The following is a 26728-nucleotide window of genomic DNA, read 5'->3' on the forward strand; positions in this document are numbered from 1 at the left end:
ATGAAGAGGGCATGAAGGTGGACCCTTCCGCAGGGCCCGGTTGCCGTGGAGCGGCGGGCGAGATCAGGCGGGACCGGACGGAACCGGGCGGAATCGACGGACGCTGGTGTGCGAATAGCGGACGCTGGCGGGCGCTCCGCCCTGGCTTGATCGGCGCAGGGCCGTCAGTCGTCCGTGAAGAAATCCGCGTTGATCTGGATGTAGTTCTGCCATTCGTCCGGAGTGTCTTCTTCGGCGAAAATGGCCTCAACCGGACATTCGGGCTCGCAGGCGCCGCAGTCTATGCACTCTTCCGGATCGATGTACAGCATCCGTTCGCCGTCCTTGGTGTGAATGCAGTCCACCGGGCATACATCGACACAGCCCTTGTCCATTACGTCAATGCATGGCTCTGCGATAATGTAGGTCATCCGAGTCTCCTCGCTAAAACACGCTTTCTTGAAACAAACCGGCTTTGAGGATGCGTCGAACCCGGTACCGTCGGGAACAAACAATCAAACCAGGCAACGGTTCCGCCGCCAAAATACCGTAGTATAATAGTCGGCCCGTCATGGCCTGTCAAGCCTGAATTCGTTTGACCGCGGACCGGTTCTTCCTTAAGTTCAAAGGCCATGCCACCGTTCGCCGTACCCACCGAGCTGGCCCGCCGTTACGACGTCTGTTTCAAGTCCATAGCCATTGGCAAGTGGGTGAACCTGGACATGCTGGCGGTACGCGATCCCGATGTGCTCATCGACGAAATCGACCCGGAATTCTACGATGAGGATGAACGCCTGCCCTACTGGGCGGAGATCTGGCCCTCGGCGATCGGTCTCGGCCGTCACCTGTTCGAGTACCCCGCGCCCGCCGGTTCCCGGATCCTGGAACTGGGCTGCGGCATCGGCCTGGCCGGTATCGCCGCGGCCGCGGCCGGACTGGCGGTCACCGCGTGCGATTACGAAGAAGACGCCCTGGCCTTCGCCCGGTACAATGCCAGGCTGAATGCCCTGGATGGGCGCGTATCATTCCGCTTCCTGGACTGGAGAAACCCGGATCTCGACCGCAAGTACACCATTGTAATCGGCTCGGACATCCTGTACGAAAGGCCGAATCACGACCCGATCCAGCGCCTGCTCCACGAAACGCTGGAACCGGGCGGCATGTTCCTCGCGAGCGATCCCGACCGCCGGGCGGCCGCCCCCTTCGTCGAATCCATGATCACCCGGGGATACCGCCACAGCGCGCAGCCCCGAAAGGTGAAATTCGAAAGCAAGGACAACCGCATCATCGTCCATCGGTTTCTGAAGGAAGACTGAGCCGCTGCCCAGATCGGAAAGGACATGAAAGAAGCCATCGACCAACTGCCGGAGGGGATCCGCGGGCAACTGCGCCGGGCCGGCCGCCTGGCCGATGAATCGGGACTGGCGCTGTACCTGGTCGGCGGGACCGTACGGGACCTGCTGCTGGGACGTTCCAGGACGGATATCGACCTGGCCGTGGAAGGGGACGGCATGGGATTCGCCGCCCGGCTGGCCCGGGCGTCCGGAGCCCGTTCCACACCGAATGCCCGGTTCCTGACGGCCACCGTGGAAATGCCCGAAGGCCACAGCCTGGACGTAGCCACAGCCCGCAGCGAGACCTACGAGTGTCCGGGCGCGCTGCCCAGGGTGGCGTCCGCGACGATGAACGTGGACCTGGCGCGGCGGGATTTCACGATCAACGCCATGGCGGTCTCGCTGAACGGGCGAAGCTTCGGCGAACTGGTCGATCCGTTCGAGGGCAGGTCCGACCTGCGGAAGAAACGGGTCCGCATTCTCCACGACCGGAGCTTCATCGACGATCCGACCCGCCTCTTCCGAGCCGTCCGGTTCGAACAGCGCCTTCGGTTCAGGCTCGAGGGCGGGACCGAACGAAGGTTCCGGGAAGCGGTCGCCGGGGGCATGATCGGGAACCTTTCGGGCCCCCGGTTGCTCGAGCAGCTGAAACTGGTCTGCTTCGAACCGGATCCCTGGCTGGTCTTCAACCGGCTGGAAGGACTCGAGGTCCTCCGGGCCATCCACCCCGCCCTCGGATCCGACGAAGGACTGAAGACGCTTGTCCGGGAGATCAGCCCGTCCGGCGTTCCGGCGTCTCCGGCCCGAGACGGCTGGTGGATCCTGTACCTGGTGGCACTGTTCGGCCCGCACCGGGCCGAGACGCTGCGGGGCGTCGTGGACCGGTTGAAGCCCAACCGGCGTCTCAGGAAGGCTATTGAGGACATGTCCCGGTGGTCCGCCGTGGAGCGGGCCGTCGAGTCCGGGGAAATCGATACGCCGGCGGACTTCTTCCGCGCGGTGCGAACGCTCTCGGAGGACACCATGCTGTTCGTCACACTGACCCACCCGGACGAAGGCATGCGGAAGCGTTGCGAAACCTATTACCACCAGCACCGGCACATGCGCCTGTCCATCGACGGAGGTACGCTCAAGGACCTGGGCATCGCGGAGGGTCCGGCTTACGGCAGAATCCTGGACGAAGTGCTTTCGATGAAGATAAACGGCGAAATCGGGACCGAGGAGGAGGAACGCCGTGCCGCGCGGGATCTTCGGTCGCGCCTTCACCCCCCCGAACCCTGAATGGATCCGCTAGCCTAGCAAAGGAGTATCCATGCCCGACTTTACGATCCTGTTCGTCGCCATGCCGGCGATCCTCTTCGCCCTGACCTTTCACGAGTACGCCCATGCCTGGGCGGCGTGGAAACTGGGCGACCCCACGGCGCGCAGCATGGGACGGCTTTCGCTTAACCCCCTGGTGCATCTCGACCCGGCCGGAACTATCATGCTGATCATCACCGTCATGAGCGGATTCGGCATCGGCTGGGCGAAACCCGTGCCGGTGGATCCCCGCTACCTGCGCAATCCACGGAAGGACATGCTCTGGATCGCCCTAGCCGGGCCGGTGTCCAATATCATCCTGGCCTTCATCCTGGTGGGCGTCTTCACCCACATGCCCTCGAGCGGCGCCCTGACCGACACGCTGCGTCAGATGGTCCGGTACGGGATCATCATCAACCTGGCGCTGGCCTTCTTCAACATGCTGCCGATCCCCCCGTTGGACGGGTCGCGGGTCCTGAAGGGACTGCTGCCCCCGGCGCAGGCGCAGCGGTACGGCCAGCTGGAGATGTACGGCCCCATGCTGCTGATCGGCCTGATCATCGCGGACCAGATGCTCCGGCTGGGCATCATCCGGACGTGGATCGCCGTGCCCGCCCAGATCAGCCTGCGCCTGATGAGCGAAATCTTCAGCAGCTTCTAAGCGGGGGTATCATGCGGCTAAGCGCCGAGACGGTCCGCCTGGACCTCATCCATCCCTTCCGCATCGCCCGCGAGGTCAGCGATCACAAGCAAAACGTGCTCGTGCGCATCTCCGACGGCGAGCTGACCGGCACGGGTGAAGCCGCACCTTCCCGCTACTACGGGGAAGACGCCGGTTCGGTCATCCGGGCGCTGGAGAAAGTGCCGCCGCTCCTCGGCGGTGATCCCTTCGAACTCGAAGAAACGACCGATCGCCTCGCGTCCGCGCTTCCGGGCGATCCGTCGGCACGCGCGGCCGTGGATATCGCGCTGCACGACCTGGCCGCACAGCGGCTCGGCGTACCGCTCTACCGGTGGCTCGGCCTCGATCCCGCGAAAACACCCGTCACTTCATTCACCATCGGCATCGACGAGCCGGCAGCCGTCCGTCGCAAAGTGCGGGAGGCCGCCGGATACCCGGCGTTGAAGATCAAGCTCGGTTCGGAAAAGGACCTCGAGATCATGCGTGCGATCCGGGATGAAACGGATGCGCGCATCCGGATCGACGCCAACGCGGGGTGGACGGCGGACCAGGCCGTGGAAATGGTCGGCCGCCTGTCCGAGTTCGGCGTGGAACTCGTGGAGCAGCCCCTGCCCCCCGGTTCGCCCGCGGACTGGCGCAGGGTGCGGGAGGCGGCGGCCATGCCGGTCTTCGCCGACGAAAGCGTGCTGGTCTCCCCGGACGTGCCCGCCATGGCCGGCCTGGTGGACGGCGTCAACGTTAAACTGATGAAGTGCGGCGGGGTCCGCGAAGCGCTCCGCCTCATCCACACCGCCCGGGCTCACGGGATGCGCGTCATGATCGGCTGCATGATCGAAACCTCCGTCGCCATCACCGCCGCGGCCCACCTCTCCCCATTGGCCGATTATGCCGACCTGGACGGCAACCTGTTGATTTCCAACGATCTCTTCAGCGGTGCGGCCGTGCGGGGAGGACGCCTGGTCCTGCCCGAAGGACCGGGAACAGGGATAACACCTCGGCCATAAGCGCCGGGTGTTCGCCGGCGATCCACCGAACCCGTGTAAATCCGCAACCCGATGCCCCGGGCATGCCGGCCGGGTCTTCGCCCGGCAGCGTCTCATGGTTGTCTTCGAGGCATAAAATACACCAATAAAAATTAGTTTAATCGTATTATAATGAGTTTCGCCTTCACGGCCCCGCCCCGATTTCCACCCTTGCCGGAACACGACTAGCCCCCCTTGCCTCCGGTCCTGTACCGCAAGTACGGACCCGGAGACCGCGCCCGTCGCAGAAAAAAAGCAAAAAAGTGTTGACTTGGATAAAACTAATTATTAATTAAGCAAATACGATAGAAAAATAAGATAAATCGAAATGAATATAAATGGTGTCGCTCAGAATAATCCAATCATTCGAGACCGGAATTCACACAATCTCCGATCGTTTAACGACTGTCCATTTCACGCAATGCACAGGACGGGAAAGGAGGACATATAGATCCGTGCCTTAACGAAGCAGCGATTTTACAGCAAAGAGTAACAATCGATAAACGGGAGACCATAATGCATTACCTCATAGTATTTGTGATTGCGTTCGCGCTTTCCGTGATGGGCTGCGAAGGCAAGACAGGTCCGGCGGGTCCGACCGGCTCGGCGGGTGCCGCAGGTCCGGCGGGTCCGGCGGGTCCCCAGGGATCGACTGGTCCGACTGGCCCGGCTGGCCCGGCTGGCCCGAAAGGTGACACGGGTGATTCTGGTCCGGCGGGTCCGGCAGGTCCGGCAGGTCCGGCAGGCCCCGAAGGTCCGGCAGGTCCGGCAGGTCCGCAGGGTGATCCTGGTGACCCGGCCACCATTGATCCAGGCAGCATCGGTAACATCCTGGCGGCTATTCACGAGGTCACGCTGATCCAGGATGGCAATGACGATGCCTCCAACACCTTCGCTGGTCCTGGTTTCGCTGAGGGCGATCCGGGTGATGACTGGAATGTTACGCTGGACATCGGTGCAACCACTGAGATAGCCGCCACGGCTTCCGCGCAGAACGAGGAGTCCATCCCCGTCGCGTTTGCGTGGGCGTCGGAAGATGCCGAGGTCGCGACGGTCGATGACGGCGTTATCGAAGGAGTCGGCGCCGGGGAAACCGACATCTCTGTGACCGTTGTGGGACGCGGGATCAAGGTTTCCTTTGAAGTCACGGTCCTTTCGCAGGTCAAGAGTATCGTTATGGACAGCCCCGCTGACGGGTTCTTCCTCACCAATGGTGAATCTGTAGCCCTTGCAGCCACTGCCTATGACAAAGCTCAAGACGATAAGACGGCGGAAAGGGACGGCAAAGAGGTTCCAGTCAGTCCATCCTTCATGAGCTCCGACGACAGCGTGATCGAGATCGATGGTTCCGAGGCCAACGCGGTCGGCGTCGGTTCCGCCAAGATCACCGCGCACTACGGAGACGTTGCGTCCAAGGCGATTACGATCAACGTGACGCCGGGCGGCGATGTTACCCATAAGCTTACCTACACCATAATTGCCGCCTCCAAGCGTACCTTCACCAGAATCTATCAGACCGATGGTGAGACGCTGATTTCAAATGATCCGGTTCGCGGCCCGAGTTATGATCCTGGGGATGACGCCACCGCGGCTGGTTCCGGCGGCGTGGGCGAGAATGTCGTCTTTACAGTTCAGGTTAGAGAGTACGACTCAGAAGGCAATGCCCCGATAGACGAAGGCTTCTCCGGCTCCATAACAGCTACAATCCAGCAACAGGGTAGCGTACTTGGCGCCGTCGCCAGCTCGGTTTCTGTAGGCAATCCCAGCGCCGGCATCGTCCAGGTAACTGTGAATAACGACGGCGATGGTAGCCAAATCACCGGTGAAGGTACGGCGCGCATCATCCTGAGTCTCGACGGAGCGGATGACATCGCCCTGCCGGCCGTAATCGTCAAGAAGCAGGTATTGGAGGAACCGAGCTGACAACACGCTATCGGATAATCCGGGCCCGTAGCCAGGGTGCAGACAGAGTCCTGGAGCATCAATTATAGTTCTGAGGTGTCGCCCGTGGTTATCCAGAGTGAGGGTTGCCTTCGCGTCCCACCCTCGGGTGGTACTATCACCCTCATGCATTTGTATCAGGCACCTTGGAACGCCTTCCCGTTCGCCCCGAGTAGGAGCCACGGCCACTGAAAGGGGCGAGCGGCCTGAAAGACGAAAGCCCCGGCGCCCGAGCGCGCCGAGGCGTTTTATTCTGCAGGTTGCTCCTCGTCCCCGTACTTCTCCAGGAACATCTCGCCTTCGCGCAACACGCCATAGGTACCGTGCCGGATCCAGTCCCCGAGGTTGATATACGCCTTCTCGCCTCGATACTGGAGCGTCGGGCTGTGGATGTGCCCGAAGACCACCGCGTCGTAGCCTTCGTCGAGCAGGTCGAAGGCAAGGTCCCGGTAGGCTTCCCGCGGATCCCAGTCCGTGGGGGATCCATGACGCCTGCTCATCCGCGATATCAGCCGGCCGATCTTGAAGCCGCAGTCCGGGTGAATCAGCTGGAACAGGCGGATGCTGATCGCGCTGTGCATGATTTTCGATACCGCGCGGTATCCGCGGTCCCTGGTGATCAGGCCGTGGCCGTGGGCGACATAAATCCTGCGTCCGTGGTGGGTAGCGGTAAGCGGACCCTCCGCCGTTTCCACGCCGACCTGCTCGTTCAGAAAGGTTCCCAGCCAGAAATCGTGATTCCCCGGGAGGTATACGACCCGCGTGCCGTTCTCCACGAGCGAGCTCAAGGCGTGCAGTACCGTGTAGTGCTGGCGGGGCACGACGCTGCGGTACTCGAACCAGAAATCGAATAGATCACCCACGATGTACAATAGCGGGGTCCCGCCCCTTAAGCTTCGCAGGAAGTCCAGCAACCGGTTTCTTCTCTCTTCTTCCGCCTCGTAATCGTCGATACCGAGGTGGGCGTCGGAAATGAAATAGACGGGATCTTGGCTCATAACAGGATCAGACCCGAAAAAGCACGGCAACCAAACCAGCCGGTTTTCCGGGCAACAGGGAGTATAACTTTGGATTGACAATTCACCTCGCGTGCGTTAATTAAAATACAATAGGCCATACATTTAACTAACGAAATCTTTGGTCGCAATCGCAGTGCGCGAATGCCTCGGATTCGAGGCGTCGGCGTGGTGAACCGGAGAAGAGAACAGATGGCGAGAAAGAAGCTGTCGTCGTTGACGGACCTGGAAATCGACATCATGAATGTCGTCTGGCGGCTGGGACGGGCGACGGTGCGCCAGATCGTCGATTCGCTTCGAAACCAGCGTCCCCTGGCGTACACCACGGTACAGACGGTCCTGTCCATACTCACTCAGAAGGGCGTGGTCCGGTATACCCGAGAAGGCCGGGCCTATGTCTACACCGCCATCCTGAAACCCGAGGGCGTGCGCCGGGAAACCGTCCGGGCTGTCGTGGACAAGCTGTTCGCCGGATCGCCGCAGTCCCTGGTGCTGCACCTGATCGAATCGGACGCGTTGACCGCGGAAGAAGCCGAGAGCCTGCGCAAACTGCTGGACCGGATGGCCTCGGAGTCGGTGGCGTCGGAGTCGAATCCGGAGGCATCGGATGCTTGATGCCGTCCACGCCATAGGCCTCTTCGAGCGGTTCGGCCGGGAGGTCGTGGACCTGCTGTGGCTTCCGAGCCTTGAAGCGTTGCTTCTCGGCGTCATGGTCTGGGCCCTGCTATTCGTGAACCCGGGATGCCCAGCCAGGATTCGGCACTTCCTCTGGCTGCTGGTTCTGGCCAAACCGCTGCTGACCCTCGTGCTGCCCTGGCATGGACCGTTCGAGATCCCGTGGGCGTCGATGGCGAGCCATGGATTGCCCGCCGCGGGCGATCACAACGCCCTGGCATCCGGAGTCTACGCCGTCGCGGGGCTGGTCTGGATGGGTTTCGCCGGTTTCGGCCTCTACCGCATCGGTTCATCGGTCATCACCATGTCCCGGCGAAGGCGGCGGTCCGTTCCGGTCGCCGTCCCCCGGGTAAGCGCGCTATTCGATCGGTGCCTGGCCGAATCGGGCTTGAAGCGCAGAGTGGCCCTGAGGGTCTCCGACGAGTTCGAGGTACCCGTGCTGATCGCCGCCGGGCGCCCCGCCGTCGTGATTCCCTCCTGGTGCATCCTGGAACTTTCCAGCGCGGAGCTGAGGCAGGTCCTGCTTCATGAGCTGGCCCACTATGCCCGCCGGGATCACCTTACGGTCTTCCTGGTCCAGTTCTGCAGGTTCTTTTTCTTCTTCCACCCCGCGGTATGGTACGCCGCGTACCGGGCCGGGATCGAGGCGGAGCGGGCCTGCGACGCGGACGTCGTCCGTGTTTCCAGGCAGCCGGAGCGCTATGCATCCACCCTGTTGAAAGTTGCTGCGGGCAGGGTCCGGACGCACTGGCAGGCCGCCCTCGAACTGGCGCGGTCGGCCTCCATGGCGGCCCAGCGTATCCGGGACGTGCTCGGTTCGACGGTGAACCGGAAGGACCGCGCCTTCTTCCCGCTGCTGGCCGCCAGTATCTGCTCGCTGCTCGCGGTCATGCCCCTGTTGCGGCCGGCGGTCGAGGCCCCCGGAGACGTGCCTGTACCGCCACGAACGAGCATGCCCGGCGAACCGACGGTTCCCGGCCGGGTCGATACGGCGCCCGGTACGCAGCATCACGAAGATCCGGGCCCTGAGACGCAGGTCGCGCGGGTGGCGGACACGCCCCTGCCGCCGGACCGTCCGGCCAGTCGCAGGACCATGGTAGACGGCCGGCCCGCACCGCGCAGATCCATGGCCGCCAGGATGATAAAACCGGCGGTACCCCCTCGAGAAGGGATAGTCGAATCCACGAAGCGTGACCGGATCAACCCCGCCGTGCTCGGCCACGCCGCCCCACCGGTCATCCCGGATCGGACTTTGTCCGCGGGGAACCAGGCCAGGCAGAGACGTATCGAGGTGCAGGGCGTGGGCCGGACCGGCAATGAGCTGTTCGATCCCGGTACGGTCTCCCTGAGCGCCGGCTATTTCATTACACCGACCCACCAGTTCGGAGGCGTGTTTTCGATTCGAAAGCCCAACGATACGGAAGCATTTGACGATACCCGGCGGCCTTCCGGCGCCCCGTACGGCGGTTCCCTCCTTCGGGCCCGGAGACTGGCCGGTTTCGGGACCTCGTCGGCCCAGGGAACGGTGCTTGAAACCTCAGAGGATGAGCAGGCCGAACGGATCACCCGGATCGGCGCCTTCTACCGGTACAATCTGCTCGTTCCGGGCGATTCCTTCACGCCTTTCTTCGGATGGGGCGCCGGCCTGGAGATCAGGCCGCAGAACCGGAACATGACCATGATCGACGCCGGGGTCGGGCTGCGTTACTTCTGGGAACGGCACGTCGCCGTGGTCGTACAGGCATCCTACCGGAAGGAACTGGATGTCATCTCTCGTCCTTACCCTGAGATGACGCTGGGCTTTTCCGCGATCTTCTAGCTTCTTCCTTCGTCCACATGGCCATCTGAATATTCAGCAAATGGATCATCATTCCCGAAGAGCGGTCCCGGCGCTCATCATCGCCGGCGGCGCGGGCGTGCGCCTTCAGGCGATAACCGGCCCGGTGCCCAAACCTCTGTTGCACCTATGCGGCGTGCCGTTGATCAAGCGGATCATATTGACGGCCGCGCGTGCCGGCGTAACGCGCTTCGTGATCGTAACGGGGTACGAGGCGGACCGATTTCACGAGGTCCTCTCCAACGATCCCGGTCTGGACGCCTGCCGGATTGAATGGGTGCACAACGAACGGTGGGATCTGCCCAACGGGGTTTCCGCCCTGGCCGCCCGCTCCCGCCTGGCGGAACCGTTCGTGCTGCTCATGGCCGATCACCTCTTCGAGCAACGGACGCTGGAGCGTCTGCTCGAGGAACCGGTGGCCGAAGGGGAGTGCCTGCTCGCCGTCGACCGGAAAATCGACCGCGTGTACGACGTGGACGACGCGACCAAGGTCGAAGTGCGCGGGGATAAAGTGGTGCGCATCGACAAGGAACTGCAAGCGTTCAACGCGGTGGACACCGGCATGTTCCTCTGTACGCCGGCCCTGTTCGAAGCCCTCGATGCGGTGAACGGGCCGGAGGGATGCGCGTTGAGCGACGGCATCCGGGCGCTTGCCGCGGAAGGGCGGATGCGCGCCTTCGACGTGGGCGATGGTTACTGGCAGGACGTGGATACGCCCGAGATGCTGGCCCAAGGCGAGAAGGCCCTGCTGGGACGCCTCGTAAAACCCACAGACGGATGGGTATCCCGGCATATCAACCGGCCGGTTTCAACCCGCATCAGCCGATGGCTGGTCCGGACGCCGGTCACGCCGAACATGGTGACCCTGGCCACCTTCCTTACCGGCCTGGCCGGGGCGTGGTTCGTGCTGGACGGCGCCTACTGGCCGGTGCTGCTGGGCGCGTTGCTTTTCCAGGTTTCGTCCATCCTCGACGGCTGCGACGGGGAGGTGGCGGTACTGACCTTCCGTGAATCGAAATACGGCTCGTGGCTCGACACGATCACGGACAACCTGACCTACCTGGCGTTCTTCGCGGCCGTGGTCTGGGCCTACGCGGGCGGCTCCGGGGAAACGGTAATCCGGTACCTCGGCCTGGGATCCGTCGCCGTGGTGGCCGCCTCGATACTCGTAATGTACTATTATCTGCTGCAGACCGGGGGGAGCGGCAGCCTGGTCCGGTTCAACCGGGCCTTCGAAGCGCACGCCGTCGGACGGCGGCGCCATCTCTTCTCCAGGCTGCTCAACCTGTTCAGGATGATGGCCAAACGAGATTTCTTTACCATGCTGCTGCTGTGTTTCGCCGCCCTCGACCTGCTGAACTGGATGTTCTGGACCGTTACGGCCGGCGGCCTGGCCATGGGCCTGGCCATATTCATTTCGACGGGGAGGCTGCTGGCGCGGGACCGGGCGGTGGCCGGGGACATGCGCTCATGAGCGGATTGCTGGACCGTGCAAGGGGACTCTTCGCCCTCCGGCTCAGGAAGGACTTCAACTTCCGCAGGGCCCAGGAAACGGTCCCCGCGTTACGCTGGCTGAAGCCGCGCAAAGGCGAGCGTATTCTCGATATCGGCTGCGGAGAAGGGACCTATGACTACCGGCTCGCCCTTCGGGGCGCCCGGGTGTTCGGTTTCGACCTGGACCGGAACCAGTTGCGCCGTGCCCAGGCCCACCACAAGACGCCCTTCACGGGTTTCGTCTGCGCCCATTCGGACGCGTTCCCCCTTCGGTCGGGGCAGTTCGACACGGTCATGAGCCTGTGTGTCTTCGAGCACCTGCCGGACGACAGGCAGACGCTGCGTGAGATGTGGCGCGTGTTGCGGCCCGGGGGGCGCATCCTGTTGACCCTGGACAGCCTGAGCCTCGAGGTGATCCGAGAGTCCTGGCGCGACGAGCACCGGAAACGCCATAGCGTCCTGCAGTTCTATACGCACCCGTCGGTCGGCTCGTTGCTGGAAGCCTGTGGATTCAGACTGATCAGGCACAGGTACCTGCTTCGTTCCCGGCTGGACCTGGCGTTGATCCGGCTGAGCTACGCCACGGAGCGCATGCACGCGGTCCCGGCGGCGTTGATCCGGTTGGGACTGGTATCGGCCGGCAGGATGGTATCCGCGGTCTTCAACCTGTTCACCGGGAACCAACGGGGATGGACCCTGTTGATCGAAGCGGACAGGATGACCCCCGGTCCGGTGAATCCCCCATCATGACGCGTACCCAGGAACAGCCGGCTCCGACCCGGTCCCGGTCCGACGCATCGACGATCGCCCGGGGCGCGGCCGTCAATTTCATTGGAACGGTAGCGCGGCTGATCAAGTCCGTGTCGTTCATCGTCCTAACGCGGCTGTTCGGCGCCGAGATCTTTGGGTTGTACATGCTCGGGTGGACCATCGTGGACCTCGTGTCGAAGGTCGGCCAGTTCTCGCTGGACAAGGGGCTGGTCAATTTCATCCCGCGCATGCGCGAGGACGGGGAAACGGAGGCCATCCACCGGACCATCGCGCAGGCCCTGGGCGTGGGCCTGCTGCTGAGCGCAGGGATCGGCGCCGCGCTCTATGCCGCTGCGGCTCCCCTGGCGGACGGCCTGCTCGACAAGCCCCGGCTTGCCGGCATGCTTCGGCTGCTGGCGGTCGGCCTGCCGCTCATCGCCCTGACCCAGATTATCCTGGGCGTCACCCGGGCGCATAAGGTCATGAAGCACGACGCCATGGTCCGGGGCGCGGTCGAGCCGCTGGTGCTGTTCGGGGCGGCCTGTGTCCTGTTCTACCTGGGCTGGCGCACCTACGGCATCGCCGCGGCCCACCTGGCCGCGCTGGCCTGCGGCCTGCTATACGCCGTTTACGTGTTTACGAGGTTCTATTCCTGGCGGGCCTGTCTTGCCCACCTGCGCGCACTGCGGGCCGTCACCCCGCTGACCCGCTTCTCGCTGCCGGTCATGGGCTATGAACTGGTCTACATGTTCATGATCCGCCTGGACGTGCTCATGGTCGGCTACTTTCTGCCGGCCGCACAGGTGGGGGTTTACGTGATCGCGGTCGAAATCGCCCTGGTGACCAAGAAGGTCCGGCAGTGGTTCGACCCCGTTTTCAGTCCCATCGTGGCCGAACTGAATCACCGCAACGACCTGCGGCGGCTGGAGCTCAACCTGCGGCTGGTCACCCGGTGGGTGCTGACCATCGGCCTGGCGTTCCTCTGCGTGGTGTCGCTGGTCGGTAACGAACTGCTTGGACTTTTCGGATCCGAATTCGTCGCGGGATTCATGACGATGGTCGTCCTGGCCATGAGCCAGGTCGTCTACGCCGCCATGGGTTCGGGCGATACCGTGCTCATCATGTCGGGCCGGCCCTGGCTGAATCTCGTGAATACGGTCGCGGTCGTGGCGGTCAATTTCGTCCTGAACCTGTGGCTGATACCGGCCCTGGGCATCCTGGGCGCGGCCCTGGGAACGCTGGCGGCTTTCGGGCTGTTGACGCTGATCCGCCTGGCCGAAGTGTATCACCTGTTCCGGATCCTTCCCCTGTCCTGGCGCATCCTGAAGCCATGCGCCGCAGCGGTCCCCGCCTTCGCGTGCGCTTACCTGGCGGGCGTCTACGCGCCGGATATCCCGTGGCTTCGCATGGCCGCGCTGCCCACGATCTTCCTGGCCGCCTACCTCGGCGTCCTGGGTCTCCTGGGGTTGGAAGAGGATGACCGGGTCGCCCTTCGACGCTTGCGCGGACGGGGCCGACCATGAGATTCAGCGTAGTCCTGTTCGCGGATACGGACGCCCTGGCGGCCGGAGCCGGCCGGTCGATTTACGGCATATCGCTGCTGGAGCGACACCTCCGGGTCTTCGCATCCCTGGGGGCCCGGCAGGTCACGGTCGTCGGACCTTCGCCCGGGCGGGGATCGAACGTCCGGGAATCGAATATCCGGGTCGAGGGATTCGACGATCGCTGGTTCCGGGAACTGGACGCCGTCCATTACGTACGTGCGGACGAAAGCCCCACCCGGTGGCTGCCCGGGAAGGACGAAAGGGCCCTGGTCATGGACGCCGGCCACCTGTACGACCCTCGGGTTCTACGGGCCATGATCGACGGCAGCCCGAACCGGAGAGCCGAGGACTCGTCGGTCAGGGAATCCTGCAGGCTGCTGGTGGCGGACGCGGACCTCCTTGCAGGGATCACGACGTCCTGGACCGGCTCCGAGTCGCTGTGGTCCGCGCTGGACTCGGTGCAGGAATCGGCCTGCCCGGTATTCGACCTGCGCGAAATGGATCCCTATATCGTGGATCTGAGACGAAGTCTGCCCCCCTGGTGGCTGGTCGTCGATTCGGACCTGAAGATCCGCCGTGCGGAGGCCCTGCTGACCGACGCCGCGCAGAAGGGCACGCTGGATTTTCCCGCGGAGTTCATCCATCCGCCCCTTGAAAACCTGCTTACGAAATGGATTTCGGCCAGTACTGTGACGCCGAACCAGGTAACCACCCTCTCTATACTGCTCGCCTTTCTGACCACCGGTCTTCTGGCCGCGGGACAGATGGGTACGGGATACCTGGCCGCCGGACTGGCGATCGCCTTTATCGTCGGGGTGCTGGACGGTGTCGACGGCAAGTTGGCCCGCGTGACGGTGCGGTGCACCCGGTTCGGGGACCGTTACGAACATATCCTTGATGTGGTCTGGGAACTGACCTGGTATTGGGCACTGGGGTGGATGCTCAGTGCCGGCGGCGAGGCGGTCGGTCCTTTTGTGCTCGCCACGGTGATCACGTTATTTTACCTGTTTGACAAGGCGGCCACGGGGATGTTCAAGTCCAGGCAGGGCATAGAACTGTTTGACTATGCGCCCGTGGATCGCTTCTTTCGCCGTATCGGCGCCCGGCGAAATACGAATGTCCTGTTGCTGCTCGCGGGTATGGCGGTCGGCATGCTGGAGGAAGCGTTCACCTGCGTGGCGATCTGGACGGTGATCACGGCGGCGTTCCATTGGACGCGGGCGATCTGGCTGCTGTCGCAACCGTCGCCTGCCGACAGGTCCTGATTCCGCCGGTCGAGAGAACTAAGGGAACCGGGTACGCTCGCCGGATGTGCCACTTCCGTGCATGGACCGGCCATCGCTATTTGTTGGATCAATAGGTGGACAGATGCGTCTAATATACTTGAGAAAGCGAGCATTTACGATTGCGGTGGGTCGACGCGTGAAGCGAGTCGGCGATTACGGCGACCACAGTGAGTCGGCGACTACATCGATTATGGCGGGTCGGCGACCACAGATATCACGGCGCGTCGACCCGTACGGTGAGAAGACCCCTGCGAGAAGCGGAGGCATCGTGTTTCGTGTTCTGGCTCACATCCTGGCGGTATTGCTGATCGCGGGGCCGGTATTCGCGCAGAGCCCGAACGGACCCGTCCAGGCCGACCAGGATGACCAGGCCGTCCGGTCCGTCCAGGCTGTCCGGATGACGCTGGAACAATGCGTGGATCGGGCGCTGCGGGTCAGTCCGGATATCGAACAGGCTGTCCTTACCGTCGAAGGCCTGGAAGCCAGGTTGAGCGAAGCGAGATTCGCGGGCATCACACCCCGGTTGCAATGGACCAATATCTTCGGTCCCGCGCCGGGCATAGAAGGCGACACGGAACAGATCGAGACCATCCGGAGCGACCTGACCGATCTGGGCGTTTTCTCACGCACGCAGATCGAACTGGTTCAGCCACTGTACACCTTCGGGAAGCTCAGTAACGCGAAGAAGGCGGCCGGGTACGGTCTCGAAGCGGGCGAGGCGGCCGTGGAATCCCGGAAGTTCGACGTGGCGTTCCAGGTGAAGAAGCTGTTCTACGGACTCGTACTGGCGGGGGAACTCAGGGACATCATCCTGGATAGCGTAGAAAAGGTACAGGAGGCCCGGGACCGCGTAAACGAGATGATCGAGGAGGACTCGGAAGACGTCGGCCAGAACGACCTGTTGAAAATCGATGTCTTCGAATTCGAGGTGCAGCAGAGCCGGGCGCGGGCCGAGAAGTCGATCGAAATGGGGAGGGCGGCGCTGAAGACCCTGCTCGAAATAGACCGCTCCGTTGATTTCGATATCGTCCATACAGCCGCGGAGATCGAACCGGCGGACCTCGAAGAACTGGACGATTATATAGAACGGGCGAAGAACCGGCGGTACGACATCCGGCAGCTGAGGGCCGGAGTGCTGGCCCGCCGGGCGCTGCTGAAGGTGGCCAGGAGCGACTTCTACCCCCAGATCGCCCTGGCGGGATCGCTCCAGTGGGGCATCGCACCGCACAGGCCGGAGCTCGACAATCCTTTTCTCAGGGACGAGTTCAATTTCCTTCGCGGCGGTGCCGTGATTACCTTGCGCCAGAACTTCAACTTCGGCCTGACCCGCGCGAAGTACATTGCCCGCAAGGTGGAACTGGAAGCGCTGGTGAGCAAGGAATCCCAGGCGATGAGCGCGGTCGCGCTGCAGGTGGAGCAGACCTACCGCGACGTGATCGAGGCCCGTACCAACGTGGTCAACAGCGACCGGGCCCTTCGCTCCGCCAGGGCATGGCTGACATCGGCTCAACTGGGTTTCGATGTTACCGGAGACAGTTCGGAACTGCTGGACGCGTTTACCGCGCATGCGAAGATGCAACATGCGTACCGGCAGTCGCTGTACCAGTACCGGGTTTCGCTGGCCGAACTCGGTCATGTGACCGGCAACGGGATTTACAATGGGCGGCGCTGATCACGGTGCCGCGTTTGAAGCACGGAACGGAGGATGGGAATGAACCATAGGCGTGGGGAGGCGGGTTTGGGACGTGGTACATCGGCGCGCAAGGCGCGGTGCACGCCGGCGTACAAGGTGCAGAGCACGCCGGCAAGCAGAGCGCGGGGTTGGCCGGCCGGCAGGGCGTTCGGATTGCTGGCGGGCGCGGGCCTGCTGATCTGCGCCGCGTTCATCGATCCGTCTTCCGTCCTTCGCACGGACTCGGAGCCACAGGTGCTGACGGCCCCAGAGTCCAGGACGGCCTGGACGGTTTGGCCGCGGACCGCCTCGTTCTTTCCGGGTGTCGCGCGGGCGGACCATGCGGACCATGCGGGCTATGCGGACTATGCGTCCCCTCCCCAGCGGGGCGATGGCCAACGAAAGTCCATCACGATCGAAGCCTTCGACGATTCGGCCCCGGGCGGCTTTCCCCTGACCTGGAAAGCCTGGCGGGGCGACGACGACCTGGCCCGCAGTTTGTACACGATACGGGAGGAGAAGGGCAACCGGTATCTCCACGCGGCAGACGACGGCTCCTCCGTCATCATTCTCAAGCAAGTCAATGAATGGGATGCGAACGAATACCCGGTGCTGTCCTGGCGATGGAGGGCGACGGTCCTGCCCGAAGACGGCGATGAACGCATCCGATCCAAAAACGACAGTTCCGTGGCCGTATACGTGGTCCTGGACCAGAACTTCATCGGCGTGCCCAAGACCCTGAAATATGTCTGGAGCACCACCGTGCCGGTCGGTACCCATTACCGCCGCGAAGGTATCGGCCGCCCCCACGTGATCGTACTCGAGACCGGAAAGGAGAAACTCGGACAGTGGGTCGAGGAGTCGGTCGACGTGCATGCGGACTATGTCCGGATCTTCGGGAAGAAGCCGCCCAGGAAAGCCGTCGGGATCGGCATTCTGACGGATGGCAACGCGACGGGAACGGATTCCAGGGGAGATTACGACGACTTCGTGGTTCATCGCCGGGACTCCGGGTCCTGATCCGGCCTGCAGCAAGAAAGGATGGAGGTGGGAAATGCATGTGAATCGCCGTGCGGTCCGCCGCCTGGGACGCTTTACCGCCTGGGCTGCGGTGTCGCTGCTGGCTTTCGGGAGTTACGCGCAGGAATACTCGCCCATCGAGACGCTGAAGCAGCGGGACGCCGCGCTACGCGCCCTGGACGGGGCCGCCACCGAAGCGGCAATGGACAGCCTGGTGCGCCATGCCGTCGTCTCCGGGTTCGATTTCGAACGGCACAGCCGCATTTCACTCGGCAGGCACTGGCGGGAGCGGACGGACACCGAGCGGGAGGAGTTCGTTTCGGTCCTGCGCAGGTGGACCGAAAGCCGGGCACTGGACAAGCTGCGCAAGCGATCGGACAGGACGACGTACGACGGGGAAGAAACCCGGGGCAGCCGGTCGCTGGTGAGAACGACGCTATGGTACAAGGGCACTAAAACGCTCGTCGATTACAAGATGGAGCTCAAAGCGGGCGAATGGCTCATCTATGACATGGTGATCGACGGGGCGAGTGTCGCGCTGGCCAACCGGGACGCATTCTACAAGAAGATCAGCAGGACATCCTACGACGAATTGCTCAACACCCTGCGTGCGAAAACCCTTGAAATAGAATAGCGAAACGAGTATACTTTCAAGCCTGTACTGTATACTCGAATTGAGTAATGTAACGATGTCCTATGTTTTTAGGAGACGGAATGGCGGCGACTGCCTACAATCGATGTATCTTTTTCCTCGTCGACGGCGCACGGGAAGACGTCATGCGGAAAATGATCGAGGCCGGCGAACTTCCGTCCCTGCGGCGATACATCCTCGACCGGGGAGATTACCGGAAAGCGGTGACCTCGTTCCCGTCCACGACCGGTCCGGCCCATGTGCCCTTTTTGACCGGCTGTACGCCCGGTACGTGCAATCTCCCCGGCATCCGCTGGTTCGACCGGTCCCAGCCGGAGGGGCTTACCCATTTCCGGCAGGCGCGCAGTTACGTGGGACCGGGTGGACTTTATATCGACAGCGATCTTAGGGACGGTATCCACACCATCTTCGAATATTTCGAACGCCCGGCGGGGGTGTTCAGCCTGGTGAACAAGGGGTTGGGCATATTCGAAAACCGGACGTTGCTGACCAGGAACTGGTACCTGTATTACGCCCATTTATCCGGCCGGTGGCAGGTCATGGACGCCGCGGCCTGGAGGTACATCGACCGGGCCGTCGACCGGGGCGTGGATTTCCTGTCGGTCGTATTCCCGGCGGTGGACGAATACTCCCATTATACCGATCCGTTTTCGGACACCACGTTGGAGGCCTACCGGGCATTCGACCGGGGATTCGGCGGGCTGGCGGAGCGGCTTCAGCAGCTGAACATGCTGGACGACACGCTTCTCGTGGTCTCCAGCGATCATGGCCTGACCTCCACCCATACGCATTTCGAGCTATGGTCCTTTCTCGACGAAATCGGATTCAATACGCTGTACTATCCCCGGATCCTGCGCGGTGGATGCGACGCGGCAATGATGGTCTCGGGCAACGGCATGGCGCATATCTACCTGAAGAAGGGCGAAACCTGGGAAGAAAGGCCTTCATACGATGAGATCCGCGCATTGGGGGAAACCGATCCCATCGAGGCCCTGCTCGAACAGGAGGCGGTAGACCTGGTGGCGGCGACCCGGGAGGACTCGGTCATCGTCTGCGGGCGCCGGGGGATCAGTGAAATCAGGGAGATGCCCGGCGGTATCGGGTACCGGGTGCTCGAGGGCAAGGATCCTTTCGGCTACGGCGGCATGCCGGCCGAAGCGTCCCATGAGCAGATGCTCTCCGCCACGTACGACTCGGACTATCCCGACGCGCTTTACCAACTGCTGCGCGTCTTCGGTTCGCCGCGGTCCGGAGACATGATCGTCAGCGCCCGAAAGGGCTACGATCTGAGATTCCGGCATGAACATCCCGAGCACAAGTCGACCCACGGTTCATTGCATCGCGACCATATGCACGTGCCTTTGATGATGAACACGGACATTGCGGCGGAATGCGTCCGCACCGTGGACGTGTTCCCCGCCATGCTGAACCTGACGGGACGTTCCGTCAGGGGTACCATAGACGGCAGAGATTCCGTCACCGCCGCCACGCGCGCGGTGGCGTAGGAGCATATTCATGTCCGAACAGGTTCAGATCTCACCGGCGGTGGAACCCATCGCGCCGTCTCCCGCGCATCCCGGACCACCCGCACCGCCCGTACTGCAGCCGGACGCGGGCTATCTCGGATACGACCGCACGTTGTTGCGGCCCATGTCCTTCGCCACGAAGCTTCGCGCCTTGCTCAAATACGTTTGGGTGCGAATAAAGGGCGGACCGATGGCGGTAAACATGGAGGTGACCTACCTCTGCAACGCCACCTGCGATTTCTGTGATTACTGGAAGACGAAACGTTCGGGCAAGCTGGGCGACTACGATTACGTGGCGGCGCTTCGGAAGCTGAACCCCCTGACGGTCACCCTGACCGGCGGCGAACCCACGATCAACAAGCAACTGCCCGAGGCGGTCAGGCGCATCAAGGAATCCCTGGGATTCGTCTACATCGGCATGGTCACCCACGGATCTCTTCTGACCGTGGAAAAGGCCATGGCCCTGTGGGATGCCGGCCTGGACCACATCTCGATTTCGTTGAATTACATCGGACGCGAACATGACGAGGAACGGGGCATCGAGGGTCTCTACGAGCATATCACCACGCTCGTGCCCCATTTGACGGCCCGGGGGGTCAACGTGATCTTCAACACAGTGATCATGCGGGAGAACCTGGACCACGTCGTACCCATAGCGCACCTGGCGCGTACCATGGGCGCGAAGGTTTCCTACAGCTGTTACAGCGACTTCAAGAACGGGAACGAAACCCACCTGGTGGATTCGGCCCACGCCGAACGGCTGGAGTCCGTGATCGAAGATCTGATTTATCAGAAATCACGCTTAGGGAACATCGTCAGTTCCGCCTGGTACTTGCGCCGCATTCCCGCCTATTTCCAGGATTCCCTACCACGGTCCTGCACGGCGGCGGGCAAGTGGCTGGTGCAACTGACCCCCGACGGTGACATAAAGACCTGCGCGGAACTGCCCGTATCGTCCGGATACGCCGACTTCAAAAAGGTCTCGAAGAAGATCGACTGCAACCGGTGCTGGTACAGTTGCCGGGGCGAGACGGAATCTTCGTTAAAGATCGGAAGGTTGCTGGAGGGCCTGGAAAGGGTCTGGAAAGCGGGCGTCTAATCGACCGCCGTCAACTCCCTCGACAGTATCCGCCCGGTATGGGAAAGCGAACCGGCGATTTCCTCGGGCGTCCCCGCGGCAACCACGTGACCGCCCCGGTCACCGCCTTCCGGTCCGAGGTCGACGATCCAGTCGGCCGTCTTGATGATGTCCAGGTTGTGCTCGATCACCAGCACCGTATTCCCCTTGTCCACCAACCGGTTCAGGACCGTCAACAGCTTGCGGATGTCGTCGAAGTGGAGCCCCGTGGTCGGCTCGTCGAGCAGGTAGATGGTCTTGCCGGTGCCCGGCCGGGAGAGTTCCTTCGCGAGCTTGACGCGCTGCGCCTCGCCCCCTGACAGCGTGACGGCCGACTGGCCGAGCTTGATGTAGTCGAGTCCCACGTCGTACAGCGTCTGGAGCATGCGCCGGATGCGGGGCACGTTCTCGAAATGCTCGAGGGCCTCGGCCACGGTCATGTCCAGGACATCGGCGATGGTCCTACCCTTGTAGGTCACCTCCAGCGTCTCCTTCATGTAGCGCTTCCCGTCGCAGACCTCGCAGGTCATCCACACGTCCGCCAGGAAGTGCATCTCGATCTTGCGTACGCCGAGTCCCTGGCAGGCTTCGCAGCGGCCCGCGGGCACGTTGAAGCTGAACCGCCGGGGTTCGTACCCCCGCATGCGGGCCTCCACGGTCCGGGCGAAGAGCTGGCGGATCGGCGCGAAGAGCCCGACGTAGGTGCACGGGTCCGACCGCGGGGAATGGCCGATAGGCGTCTGGTCGATGTTGATGACCTTGTCCACGAAGCGCAGCCCCTTGATCTCGTCGTGGGGACCGGGATTGACCTGGGCGCGGTGCAGGGTGGAGGCCAGCACGGGATACAGGATATCGTTGACGAGAGAGCTCTTCCCCGACCCGGACACCCCCGTTACGCAGATGAAGAGGCCGAGGGGCAGCGTCACGTCGATGTTCTTCAGGTTGTTCTGGCGGGCCCCGATGATGCGAAGCCTGTTGCGGCCCGGCTTGCGGCGGTCCGTGGGCACTTCGATGCGCAGCCGGTCGGCGAGGTAGCGCCCGGTGAGCGATGTCTCGTGTTCCTTTAGGGTCCCGGGCGCGCCTTCGCCCACGATCCTACCCCCGAACACGCCGGCCCCTGGACCGAAATCCACCAGGTTGTCGGCATGCTCCAGCGTGTCGCGGTCGTGTTCGACCATGATGAGGGTATTGCCGAGATCGCGCAGGTTCTCCAGGGCCTCGATCAGCCGGAGGTTATCCCGCGGGTGGAGTCCGATCGTGGGTTCGTCCAGCACGTAGAGCACGCCGGTCAGTCCCGATCCGATCTGGCTGGCCAGGCGTATCCGCTGCGCCTCGCCGCCCGAAAGCGTGGGCGCACGGCGGTCGAGCGTCAGGTATTCCAGCCCCACGTCCAGCAGGAAGCGCACGCGGTTACGGATTTCCGTCAACACCTCGCCCGCGACTTCACGCTGGGAAGTGGAGAGTTCCAGCTTCTCGATGAAGTCCATGGCGCGGTCGACGGGAAGGGCGCAGAGCCCGGCAATGGACACGCCGTCGATCAGCACGGAGAGGCTCTCGGGCCTGAGGCGCCCGCCCTCACAGGCCGGACAGGGCGTCGGTTGCAACATACGGGCCAGTTCAGGGAAGCGGTTCGCGTACCGGGCGACCAGTTCCACCGTCGGGAAGATGCCCCGGAACTGGAAGGACAGGCCGGGTACCCGCTGATCGTCCACCCACTGGTCGCTTCCATAGAGTAACACCTGGAGCTGTTCCGGTGACAAGGCGTCGACCGGCGTCTTGAGGGTAAACCCATGCGAGGACCCCACCTGTTCCAGCAGGTCGAGCAGGGACCGCTCGCCCATGGCACTTTCACCGGCTGCGCCTTCACCCCAGATCGCGTCCGCGGCTTCACGCACCGGTTTCGCGCGATGGGGTATCAACAGGTCGAGATCGATCCCGGGCTGGGTACCGAGTCCCTCGCATTCGGGGCACATGCCCGACCGGTGGTTGAAAGAGAAGCTCTGGGGCGTGGGTTCGTCGTAGCTGTTCCCACAGGACGGACAGGAATAGTACCGGCTGAAACGGATGTCGCGGGGTCCGCCGGCATCCGGCTCCTCCACCTCGGCGATCAGCAACCCTCCCGACAGTTCCAGGGCCGTCTCCACCGAGTCGGCCAGGCGCTGGCGCACGTCGCCCTGCATGACGATCCGGTCCACCACAACGCACAACTCGTGACGCCGTCGGCGGTCGATCTCTATGTCCTCTTCGAGCCGCCGCAATTCGCCGTCGATGCGCACCCGGATGAACCCATTCCGGCGGGCCCGGTCCAGGAGGACCTCATACCCCTCGGCGCCTTCGGGTTCCAGCGGGGCGTGGAGCGTGGCGCGGGTCCGGTCCGGCAGGGTCATGATGCGGTCCACGATCTGGCTGGGCGTCTGCGCGCCGATGGGCACCCGGCAGGCCGGACAGTGGGGGACGCCCACGAGGGCGTAGAGCCCGCGCAGGTATTCGTAGATCTCCGTGATGGTACCCACCGTGGAACGGGGGTTCCGGCCCGGTGACTTCTGTTCGATGGAAATGGCCGGGGACAGGCCGACGATGTGGTCCACCTTCGGTTTCTGCATCTGCTGAAGGAACTGCCGCGCATAGGCGGACAGGGATTCCACGTACCGCCGCTGGCCTTCCGCGTAAATCGTATCGAGGGCCAGGGATGTCTTCCCCGAGCCCGATACGCCCGTGAATACCGTCATCCGGTCCCGGGGGATCGTCACGGAGAGATCGTTCAGGTTGTGTTCCCGCGCGCCGCGCACGGTGATCTCCCGGATGTGGCCGTCCGCACCGGCGGTCCGGTCGTCTGCGCCGGCGGTCCGGTACGCAGACCGCGATGATTCCGGAATCGCCGGCGTCGCCGATGGAGGTCCTTGCGACATGCGAGGCCGCAGCGCCTTTGCCAGGATCTGTCCCGTGGACGAACCGGCGACGCCCGCGACGGTCTCCGGCGTTCCCTCGGCGATGACGCGTCCGCCCGCTTCTCCGCCCTCCGGCCCCAGGTCGATGATCCAGTCGGCCGTCTTGATCACGTCGATGTTGTGCTCGATGACGACGACGGTGTTGCCTTTGTCCACGAAGGCGTTCAGCACGGCGAGCAGGTGGGTGATGTCTTCGAAGTGCAGGCCGGTCGTGGGTTCGTCCAGCACGTACATGGTCCGCCCCGTGCTGCGCTTGCACAGCTCGCGCCCCAGCTTGATGCGCTGCGCCTCGCCGCCCGACAGCGTAGGCGCGGGCTGGCCCAGCTTGATATACCCCAGGCCCACGTCGTAAAGGGTCCGGAGCACCCGGGCGATGGAAGGAACGTGTTCGAAGATATCCAGCGCTTCCTGCACGTCCAGCCCGAGCACGTCGGCGATGGAATGCCCCTTGTACTTCACCTCCAGGGTCTCACGGTCGAACCTCCTGCCCTCGCAGACGGGACAGGAAACCCACATGTCCGCCAGGAAATCCATCTCCACCCGCGTCGCGCCGTTGCCTTCGCAGGCCTCGCACCGGCCGCCCCGCACGTTGAAGCTGAACCGGCCCGGCTTGTAGCCGCGCAACCTGGCCTCCGGGGTTTCGGCGAAGAGGGCGCGGATCGCGTCGAAGACCTTCGTATAGGTCGCCGGATTCGATCTCGGCGTGCGGCCGATGGGCGCCTGGTCGATGTTGATGACCTTGTCCAGGTAACTCACGCCCTTGAGGCCGTCGAACACGCCCGGCTGGGTGCCGGCCTTGTTCAGCGACCGGGCCAGGGCCGCGTACAGGATATCGTTGATCAGCGAGCTTTTGCCCGAACCGGACACGCCCGTGACGCAGGTGAACCGGCCCACGGGCAGACGGACGTCCAGGTTCTTCAGGTTGTTCTGACGGGCGCCCAGGATCGTCAGCCAACTGTCGTTAACGCCGCGGCGGGAGACCGGAACGGGGATCGACTTCTTCCCGCACAGGTACTGGCCGGTCAGCGAAGCCGTGCTGGCCGCCACGACACCGGGACGGCCCTCGGCCACGATCTCGCCGCCGTTGACGCCGGCTCCCGGTCCGAAATCCACGATGTGGTCGGAGGCCCACATGGTCTCTTCATCGTGTTCGACGATGATGACCGTATTGCCCTGGTCCCGCAAATGGCCGAGGGTATCCAGCAGCCGCCGGTTGTCCCTGGGATGCAGGCCGATGCTCGGTTCGTCGAGCACGTACATCACGCCGACGAGCCCGCGGCCGATCTGGCTTGCAAGCCGTATGCGCTGCGCCTCCCCGCCGGAGAGCGTCGGCGCCGTACGTTCCAGCGTCAGGTATTCGAGGCCCACGTTGAGCAGGAAGTCGAGCCGTGCGACGATCTCCTTGAGCGCTTCGTCGCCGATCTGGCGTTCGGCGTCCGACAGGGACAGTTTCTCGAAGAACGCGCGGATGTCCAGGATGGGCAGCCGGCACAGCGCGGCGATGGAGAGGCCGCCCAGGGTGACGGACAGCGCTTCGGGCTTCAGGCGTTCGCCGTGGCATTGGTCGCACTCCCCGATGGCCATGTACCGTTCGAGTTCGGCCTTGTGCCGCTGGGACTTGAGCGTATGGTACCGCTTTTCGAGGTCGTTTACGACCCCGTTGAACCGGTCCTTGTGCGACCATTCGCCGCCCTTTCCGTTGCGGAACGTAAAGGTGATGCGCTTGTAGCCCAGTCCGTACAGCACCACCCGCCGCGCCTCTTCGGCCAGGCGCTCCCACGGCGTATCCAGGCTGAATCCCACGTGCTGGGCGATCCCTTCGTAAAAGTGCCGTTTCCAGAGATTGGCGATCGTGCCGAGGGGTTCGATCGCCCCTTCGTTGATGGACTTCGACGGATCGGGCACGATGAGCCGTGGTTCGATCCGCATCATGGTGCCCAGGCCGTGGCAGTTGGCGCACATGCCCTGCGGACTGTTGAAGGAGAACAGCTGCGGCGTCGGTTCCTCGTAACTCAGATCGCACTTGTTACAGGCGTACCGGGTGCTGAAGAGCAGGTCGGAGGTCCGGCCGTCTTCCTCCTGCTGGACCATGACGGTACCCTGTCCCAGGTGCAAAGCGCCTTCGACGGCTTCGACCAGCCGGGTGCGGATGTCGTTCCGCATGACGAGGCGGTCCGTCACCACTTCGATCGTGTGCCGCATGTTGCGGTCGAGGTCGGGATCTTCGGAGAGGTTGACGACCTCGCCGTTCACCCGCGCGCGCAGATAGCCTTGCCGGCGCAGGTCCTCGAACAGGTCCCGGTACTCGCCGCGGCGCCCCTGGATCACCGGCGCCATCACGAGCATCCGCGTTCCTTCCGGAAGCGCCAGGATCCGGGCGACGATCTGTTCGAGGGTCTGCGCCCCGATCCGTTCCCCGCACTTCGTGCAGTGCGGCACCCCCACCCGGGCGTAGAGCACGCGCAGGAAGTCGTAGATCTCCGTGATCGTCCCGACGGTGGACCGGGGATTCAGCCCGGCGGCTTTCTGTTCGATGGAAATGGCGGGCGCCAGTCCCGTTATCCGGTCGACGTCGGGTTTCTGCATCTGGCCGAGGAACTGCCTCGCGTAGGCGGAGAGCGATTCGACGTACCGCCGCTGGCCCTCGGCGTAGAGGGTGTCGAAGGCCAGCGAGGACTTGCCGGAACCGGATACGCCGGTGAAGCAGATCAGCGCGTCTTTCGGAAGGTCCAGGTTCACGTTCTTCAGGTTGTGAACGCGGGCCCCTTTGATCTGTATGGTCGTTCCGGCCATGGGAAGAAGGTCGGGTTCCGGGGGTTTGAAAATCGGGTCGTTTCGCGCCGGCACAGCAACCGGAAGTTGCTATACGGGTGTTTAGAAATCAAGGTATTTTAACGACACCCGGATGATCCCGTAAAAGATGCTTGAAATACG

General features: G+C 63.3%; 19 protein-coding genes. 16 read left to right on the plus strand and 3 right to left on the minus strand.

Going from position 1 to position 26728, the window contains the following annotated elements; genetic code table 11:
- Positions 1 to 164 precede the first annotated feature (164 nt).
- A complete protein-coding gene (locus tag F4X08_14150) occupies positions 165 to 410 on the minus strand; it encodes a ferredoxin family protein (protein ID MYD26939.1) in 246 nt (81 codons plus the stop codon).
- Positions 411 to 611: 201 nt separating this feature from the next.
- Here F4X08_14150 and F4X08_14155 point away from each other — a divergent pair, with 201 nt between their 5' ends.
- From F4X08_14155 to F4X08_14175, 5 genes are all read left to right on the plus strand, one after another.
- On the plus strand, positions 612 to 1295 hold the full coding sequence (locus F4X08_14155) for a methyltransferase domain-containing protein (protein ID MYD26940.1): 684 nt from the start codon (positions 612 to 614) through the stop codon (positions 1293 to 1295).
- Between the two features lie 24 nt (positions 1296 to 1319).
- Complete coding sequence (locus tag F4X08_14160) at positions 1320 to 2594, plus strand: CCA tRNA nucleotidyltransferase (protein MYD26941.1); 1275 nt, start codon at positions 1320 to 1322, stop codon at positions 2592 to 2594.
- Positions 2595 to 2625: 31 nt separating this feature from the next.
- Entirely contained in the window at positions 2626 to 3273 is a 648-nt protein-coding gene (locus tag F4X08_14165; protein ID MYD26942.1) for a site-2 protease family protein, read from the plus strand.
- An 11-nt stretch (positions 3274 to 3284) separates the two neighbouring features.
- The gene (locus F4X08_14170; protein ID MYD26943.1) at positions 3285 to 4298 is read left to right on the plus strand and encodes a dipeptide epimerase; all 1014 of its coding nucleotides are present in this window, start codon (positions 3285 to 3287) and stop codon (positions 4296 to 4298) included.
- Between the two features lie 534 nt (positions 4299 to 4832).
- On the plus strand, positions 4833 to 6239 hold the full coding sequence (locus F4X08_14175) for a hypothetical protein (GenBank protein ID MYD26944.1): 1407 nt from the start codon (positions 4833 to 4835) through the stop codon (positions 6237 to 6239).
- A 266-nt stretch (positions 6240 to 6505) separates the two neighbouring features.
- On the opposite strand, the gene F4X08_14180 is transcribed toward F4X08_14175, so the two are convergent.
- The gene (locus F4X08_14180; GenBank protein ID MYD26945.1) at positions 6506 to 7255 is read right to left on the minus strand and encodes a UDP-2,3-diacylglucosamine diphosphatase; all 750 of its coding nucleotides are present in this window, start codon (positions 7253 to 7255) and stop codon (positions 6506 to 6508) included.
- A 162-nt stretch (positions 7256 to 7417) separates the two neighbouring features.
- Here F4X08_14180 and F4X08_14185 point away from each other — a divergent pair, with 162 nt between their 5' ends.
- The 11 genes from F4X08_14185 to F4X08_14235 all read left to right on the plus strand — a co-directional run bounded on the left by F4X08_14185 (position 7418) and on the right by F4X08_14235 (position 20828).
- Positions 7418 to 7888, plus strand: coding sequence for a BlaI/MecI/CopY family transcriptional regulator (locus F4X08_14185; protein ID MYD26946.1), 471 nt, complete (start codon positions 7418 to 7420; stop codon positions 7886 to 7888).
- Positions 7881 to 9767, plus strand: a complete 1887-nt coding sequence (locus tag F4X08_14190) for a hypothetical protein (protein ID MYD26947.1) — start codon at positions 7881 to 7883, stop codon at positions 9765 to 9767. The genes F4X08_14185 and F4X08_14190 overlap by 8 nt, the downstream gene beginning before the upstream one ends.
- Before the next feature lie 40 nt (positions 9768 to 9807).
- On the plus strand, positions 9808 to 11259 hold the full coding sequence (locus F4X08_14195) for an NTP transferase domain-containing protein (protein ID MYD26948.1): 1452 nt from the start codon (positions 9808 to 9810) through the stop codon (positions 11257 to 11259).
- Positions 11256 to 12029, plus strand: coding sequence for a class I SAM-dependent methyltransferase (locus F4X08_14200; GenBank protein ID MYD26949.1), 774 nt, complete (start codon positions 11256 to 11258; stop codon positions 12027 to 12029). Before F4X08_14195 ends, F4X08_14200 begins: the two co-directional genes overlap by 4 nt.
- Positions 11969 to 13552 (plus strand): oligosaccharide flippase family protein, encoded by a 1584-nt coding sequence (locus F4X08_14205; protein ID MYD26950.1) that lies wholly within the window; start codon positions 11969 to 11971, stop codon positions 13550 to 13552. The genes F4X08_14200 and F4X08_14205 overlap by 61 nt, the downstream gene beginning before the upstream one ends.
- Positions 13549 to 14838 carry a CDP-alcohol phosphatidyltransferase family protein gene (locus F4X08_14210; GenBank protein ID MYD26951.1) on the plus strand — a complete coding sequence of 430 codons (1290 nt, stop codon included), beginning with the start codon at positions 13549 to 13551 and terminating at the stop codon, positions 14836 to 14838. Before F4X08_14205 ends, F4X08_14210 begins: the two co-directional genes overlap by 4 nt.
- A 61-nt stretch (positions 14839 to 14899) precedes the next feature.
- A complete protein-coding gene (locus F4X08_14215) occupies positions 14900 to 16531 on the plus strand; it encodes a TolC family protein (GenBank protein MYD26952.1) in 1632 nt (543 codons plus the stop codon).
- A 33-nt stretch (positions 16532 to 16564) separates the two neighbouring features.
- A complete protein-coding gene (locus F4X08_14220; GenBank protein MYD26953.1) occupies positions 16565 to 17551 on the plus strand; it encodes a DUF3047 domain-containing protein in 987 nt (328 codons plus the stop codon).
- Positions 17475 to 18185: an ABC transporter substrate-binding protein gene (locus F4X08_14225; protein MYD26954.1), complete on the plus strand. Its 711-nt coding sequence runs from the start codon at positions 17475 to 17477 to the stop codon at positions 18183 to 18185. The genes F4X08_14220 and F4X08_14225 overlap by 77 nt, the downstream gene beginning before the upstream one ends.
- Before the next feature lie 62 nt (positions 18186 to 18247).
- Positions 18248 to 19708 (plus strand): hypothetical protein, encoded by a 1461-nt coding sequence (locus tag F4X08_14230; GenBank protein ID MYD26955.1) that lies wholly within the window; start codon positions 18248 to 18250, stop codon positions 19706 to 19708.
- 10 nt (positions 19709 to 19718) lie between these two features.
- On the plus strand, positions 19719 to 20828 hold the full coding sequence (locus F4X08_14235) for a radical SAM protein (protein ID MYD26956.1): 1110 nt from the start codon (positions 19719 to 19721) through the stop codon (positions 20826 to 20828).
- On the opposite strand, the gene uvrA is transcribed toward F4X08_14235, so the two are convergent.
- A complete protein-coding gene (uvrA, locus tag F4X08_14240; protein ID MYD26957.1) occupies positions 20825 to 26587 on the minus strand; it encodes an excinuclease ABC subunit UvrA in 5763 nt (1920 codons plus the stop codon). The genes F4X08_14235 and uvrA overlap by 4 nt on opposite strands.
- Between the last annotated feature and the right edge of the window lie 141 nt (positions 26588 to 26728).

The organism is Gemmatimonadota bacterium (genome assembly GCA_009841265.1).
Classification (GTDB): domain Bacteria; phylum JAAXHH01; class JAAXHH01; order JAAXHH01; family JAAXHH01; genus JAAXHH01.

Excerpts from the sequence above, each read along its gene's own strand:
- F4X08_14150 (MYD26939.1), bottom strand. The coding sequence starts at position 410 with ATGACCTACATTATCGCAGAGCCATGCATTGACGTAATGGACAAGGGC.
- F4X08_14155 (MYD26940.1), top strand. The coding sequence starts at position 612 with ATGCCACCGTTCGCCGTACCCACCGAGCTGGCCCGCCGTTACGACGTC.
- F4X08_14160 (MYD26941.1), top strand. The coding sequence starts at position 1,320 with ATGAAAGAAGCCATCGACCAACTGCCGGAGGGGATCCGCGGGCAACTG.
- F4X08_14165 (MYD26942.1), top strand. The coding sequence starts at position 2,626 with ATGCCCGACTTTACGATCCTGTTCGTCGCCATGCCGGCGATCCTCTTC.
- F4X08_14170 (MYD26943.1), top strand. The coding sequence starts at position 3,285 with ATGCGGCTAAGCGCCGAGACGGTCCGCCTGGACCTCATCCATCCCTTC.
- F4X08_14175 (MYD26944.1), top strand. The coding sequence starts at position 4,833 with ATGCATTACCTCATAGTATTTGTGATTGCGTTCGCGCTTTCCGTGATG.
- F4X08_14180 (MYD26945.1), bottom strand. The coding sequence starts at position 7,255 with ATGAGCCAAGATCCCGTCTATTTCATTTCCGACGCCCACCTCGGTATC.
- F4X08_14185 (MYD26946.1), top strand. The coding sequence starts at position 7,418 with ATGCCTCGGATTCGAGGCGTCGGCGTGGTGAACCGGAGAAGAGAACAG.
- F4X08_14190 (MYD26947.1), top strand. The coding sequence starts at position 7,881 with ATGCTTGATGCCGTCCACGCCATAGGCCTCTTCGAGCGGTTCGGCCGG.
- F4X08_14195 (MYD26948.1), top strand. The coding sequence starts at position 9,808 with ATGGATCATCATTCCCGAAGAGCGGTCCCGGCGCTCATCATCGCCGGC.
- F4X08_14200 (MYD26949.1), top strand. The coding sequence starts at position 11,256 with ATGAGCGGATTGCTGGACCGTGCAAGGGGACTCTTCGCCCTCCGGCTC.
- F4X08_14205 (MYD26950.1), top strand. The coding sequence starts at position 11,969 with ATGGACCCTGTTGATCGAAGCGGACAGGATGACCCCCGGTCCGGTGAA.
- F4X08_14210 (MYD26951.1), top strand. The coding sequence starts at position 13,549 with ATGAGATTCAGCGTAGTCCTGTTCGCGGATACGGACGCCCTGGCGGCC.
- F4X08_14215 (MYD26952.1), top strand. The coding sequence starts at position 14,900 with ATGGACCGGCCATCGCTATTTGTTGGATCAATAGGTGGACAGATGCGT.
- F4X08_14220 (MYD26953.1), top strand. The coding sequence starts at position 16,565 with ATGGGAATGAACCATAGGCGTGGGGAGGCGGGTTTGGGACGTGGTACA.
- F4X08_14225 (MYD26954.1), top strand. The coding sequence starts at position 17,475 with ATGGCAACGCGACGGGAACGGATTCCAGGGGAGATTACGACGACTTCG.
- F4X08_14230 (MYD26955.1), top strand. The coding sequence starts at position 18,248 with ATGTTTTTAGGAGACGGAATGGCGGCGACTGCCTACAATCGATGTATC.
- F4X08_14235 (MYD26956.1), top strand. The coding sequence starts at position 19,719 with ATGTCCGAACAGGTTCAGATCTCACCGGCGGTGGAACCCATCGCGCCG.
- uvrA (MYD26957.1), bottom strand. The coding sequence starts at position 26,587 with ATGGCCGGAACGACCATACAGATCAAAGGGGCCCGCGTTCACAACCTG.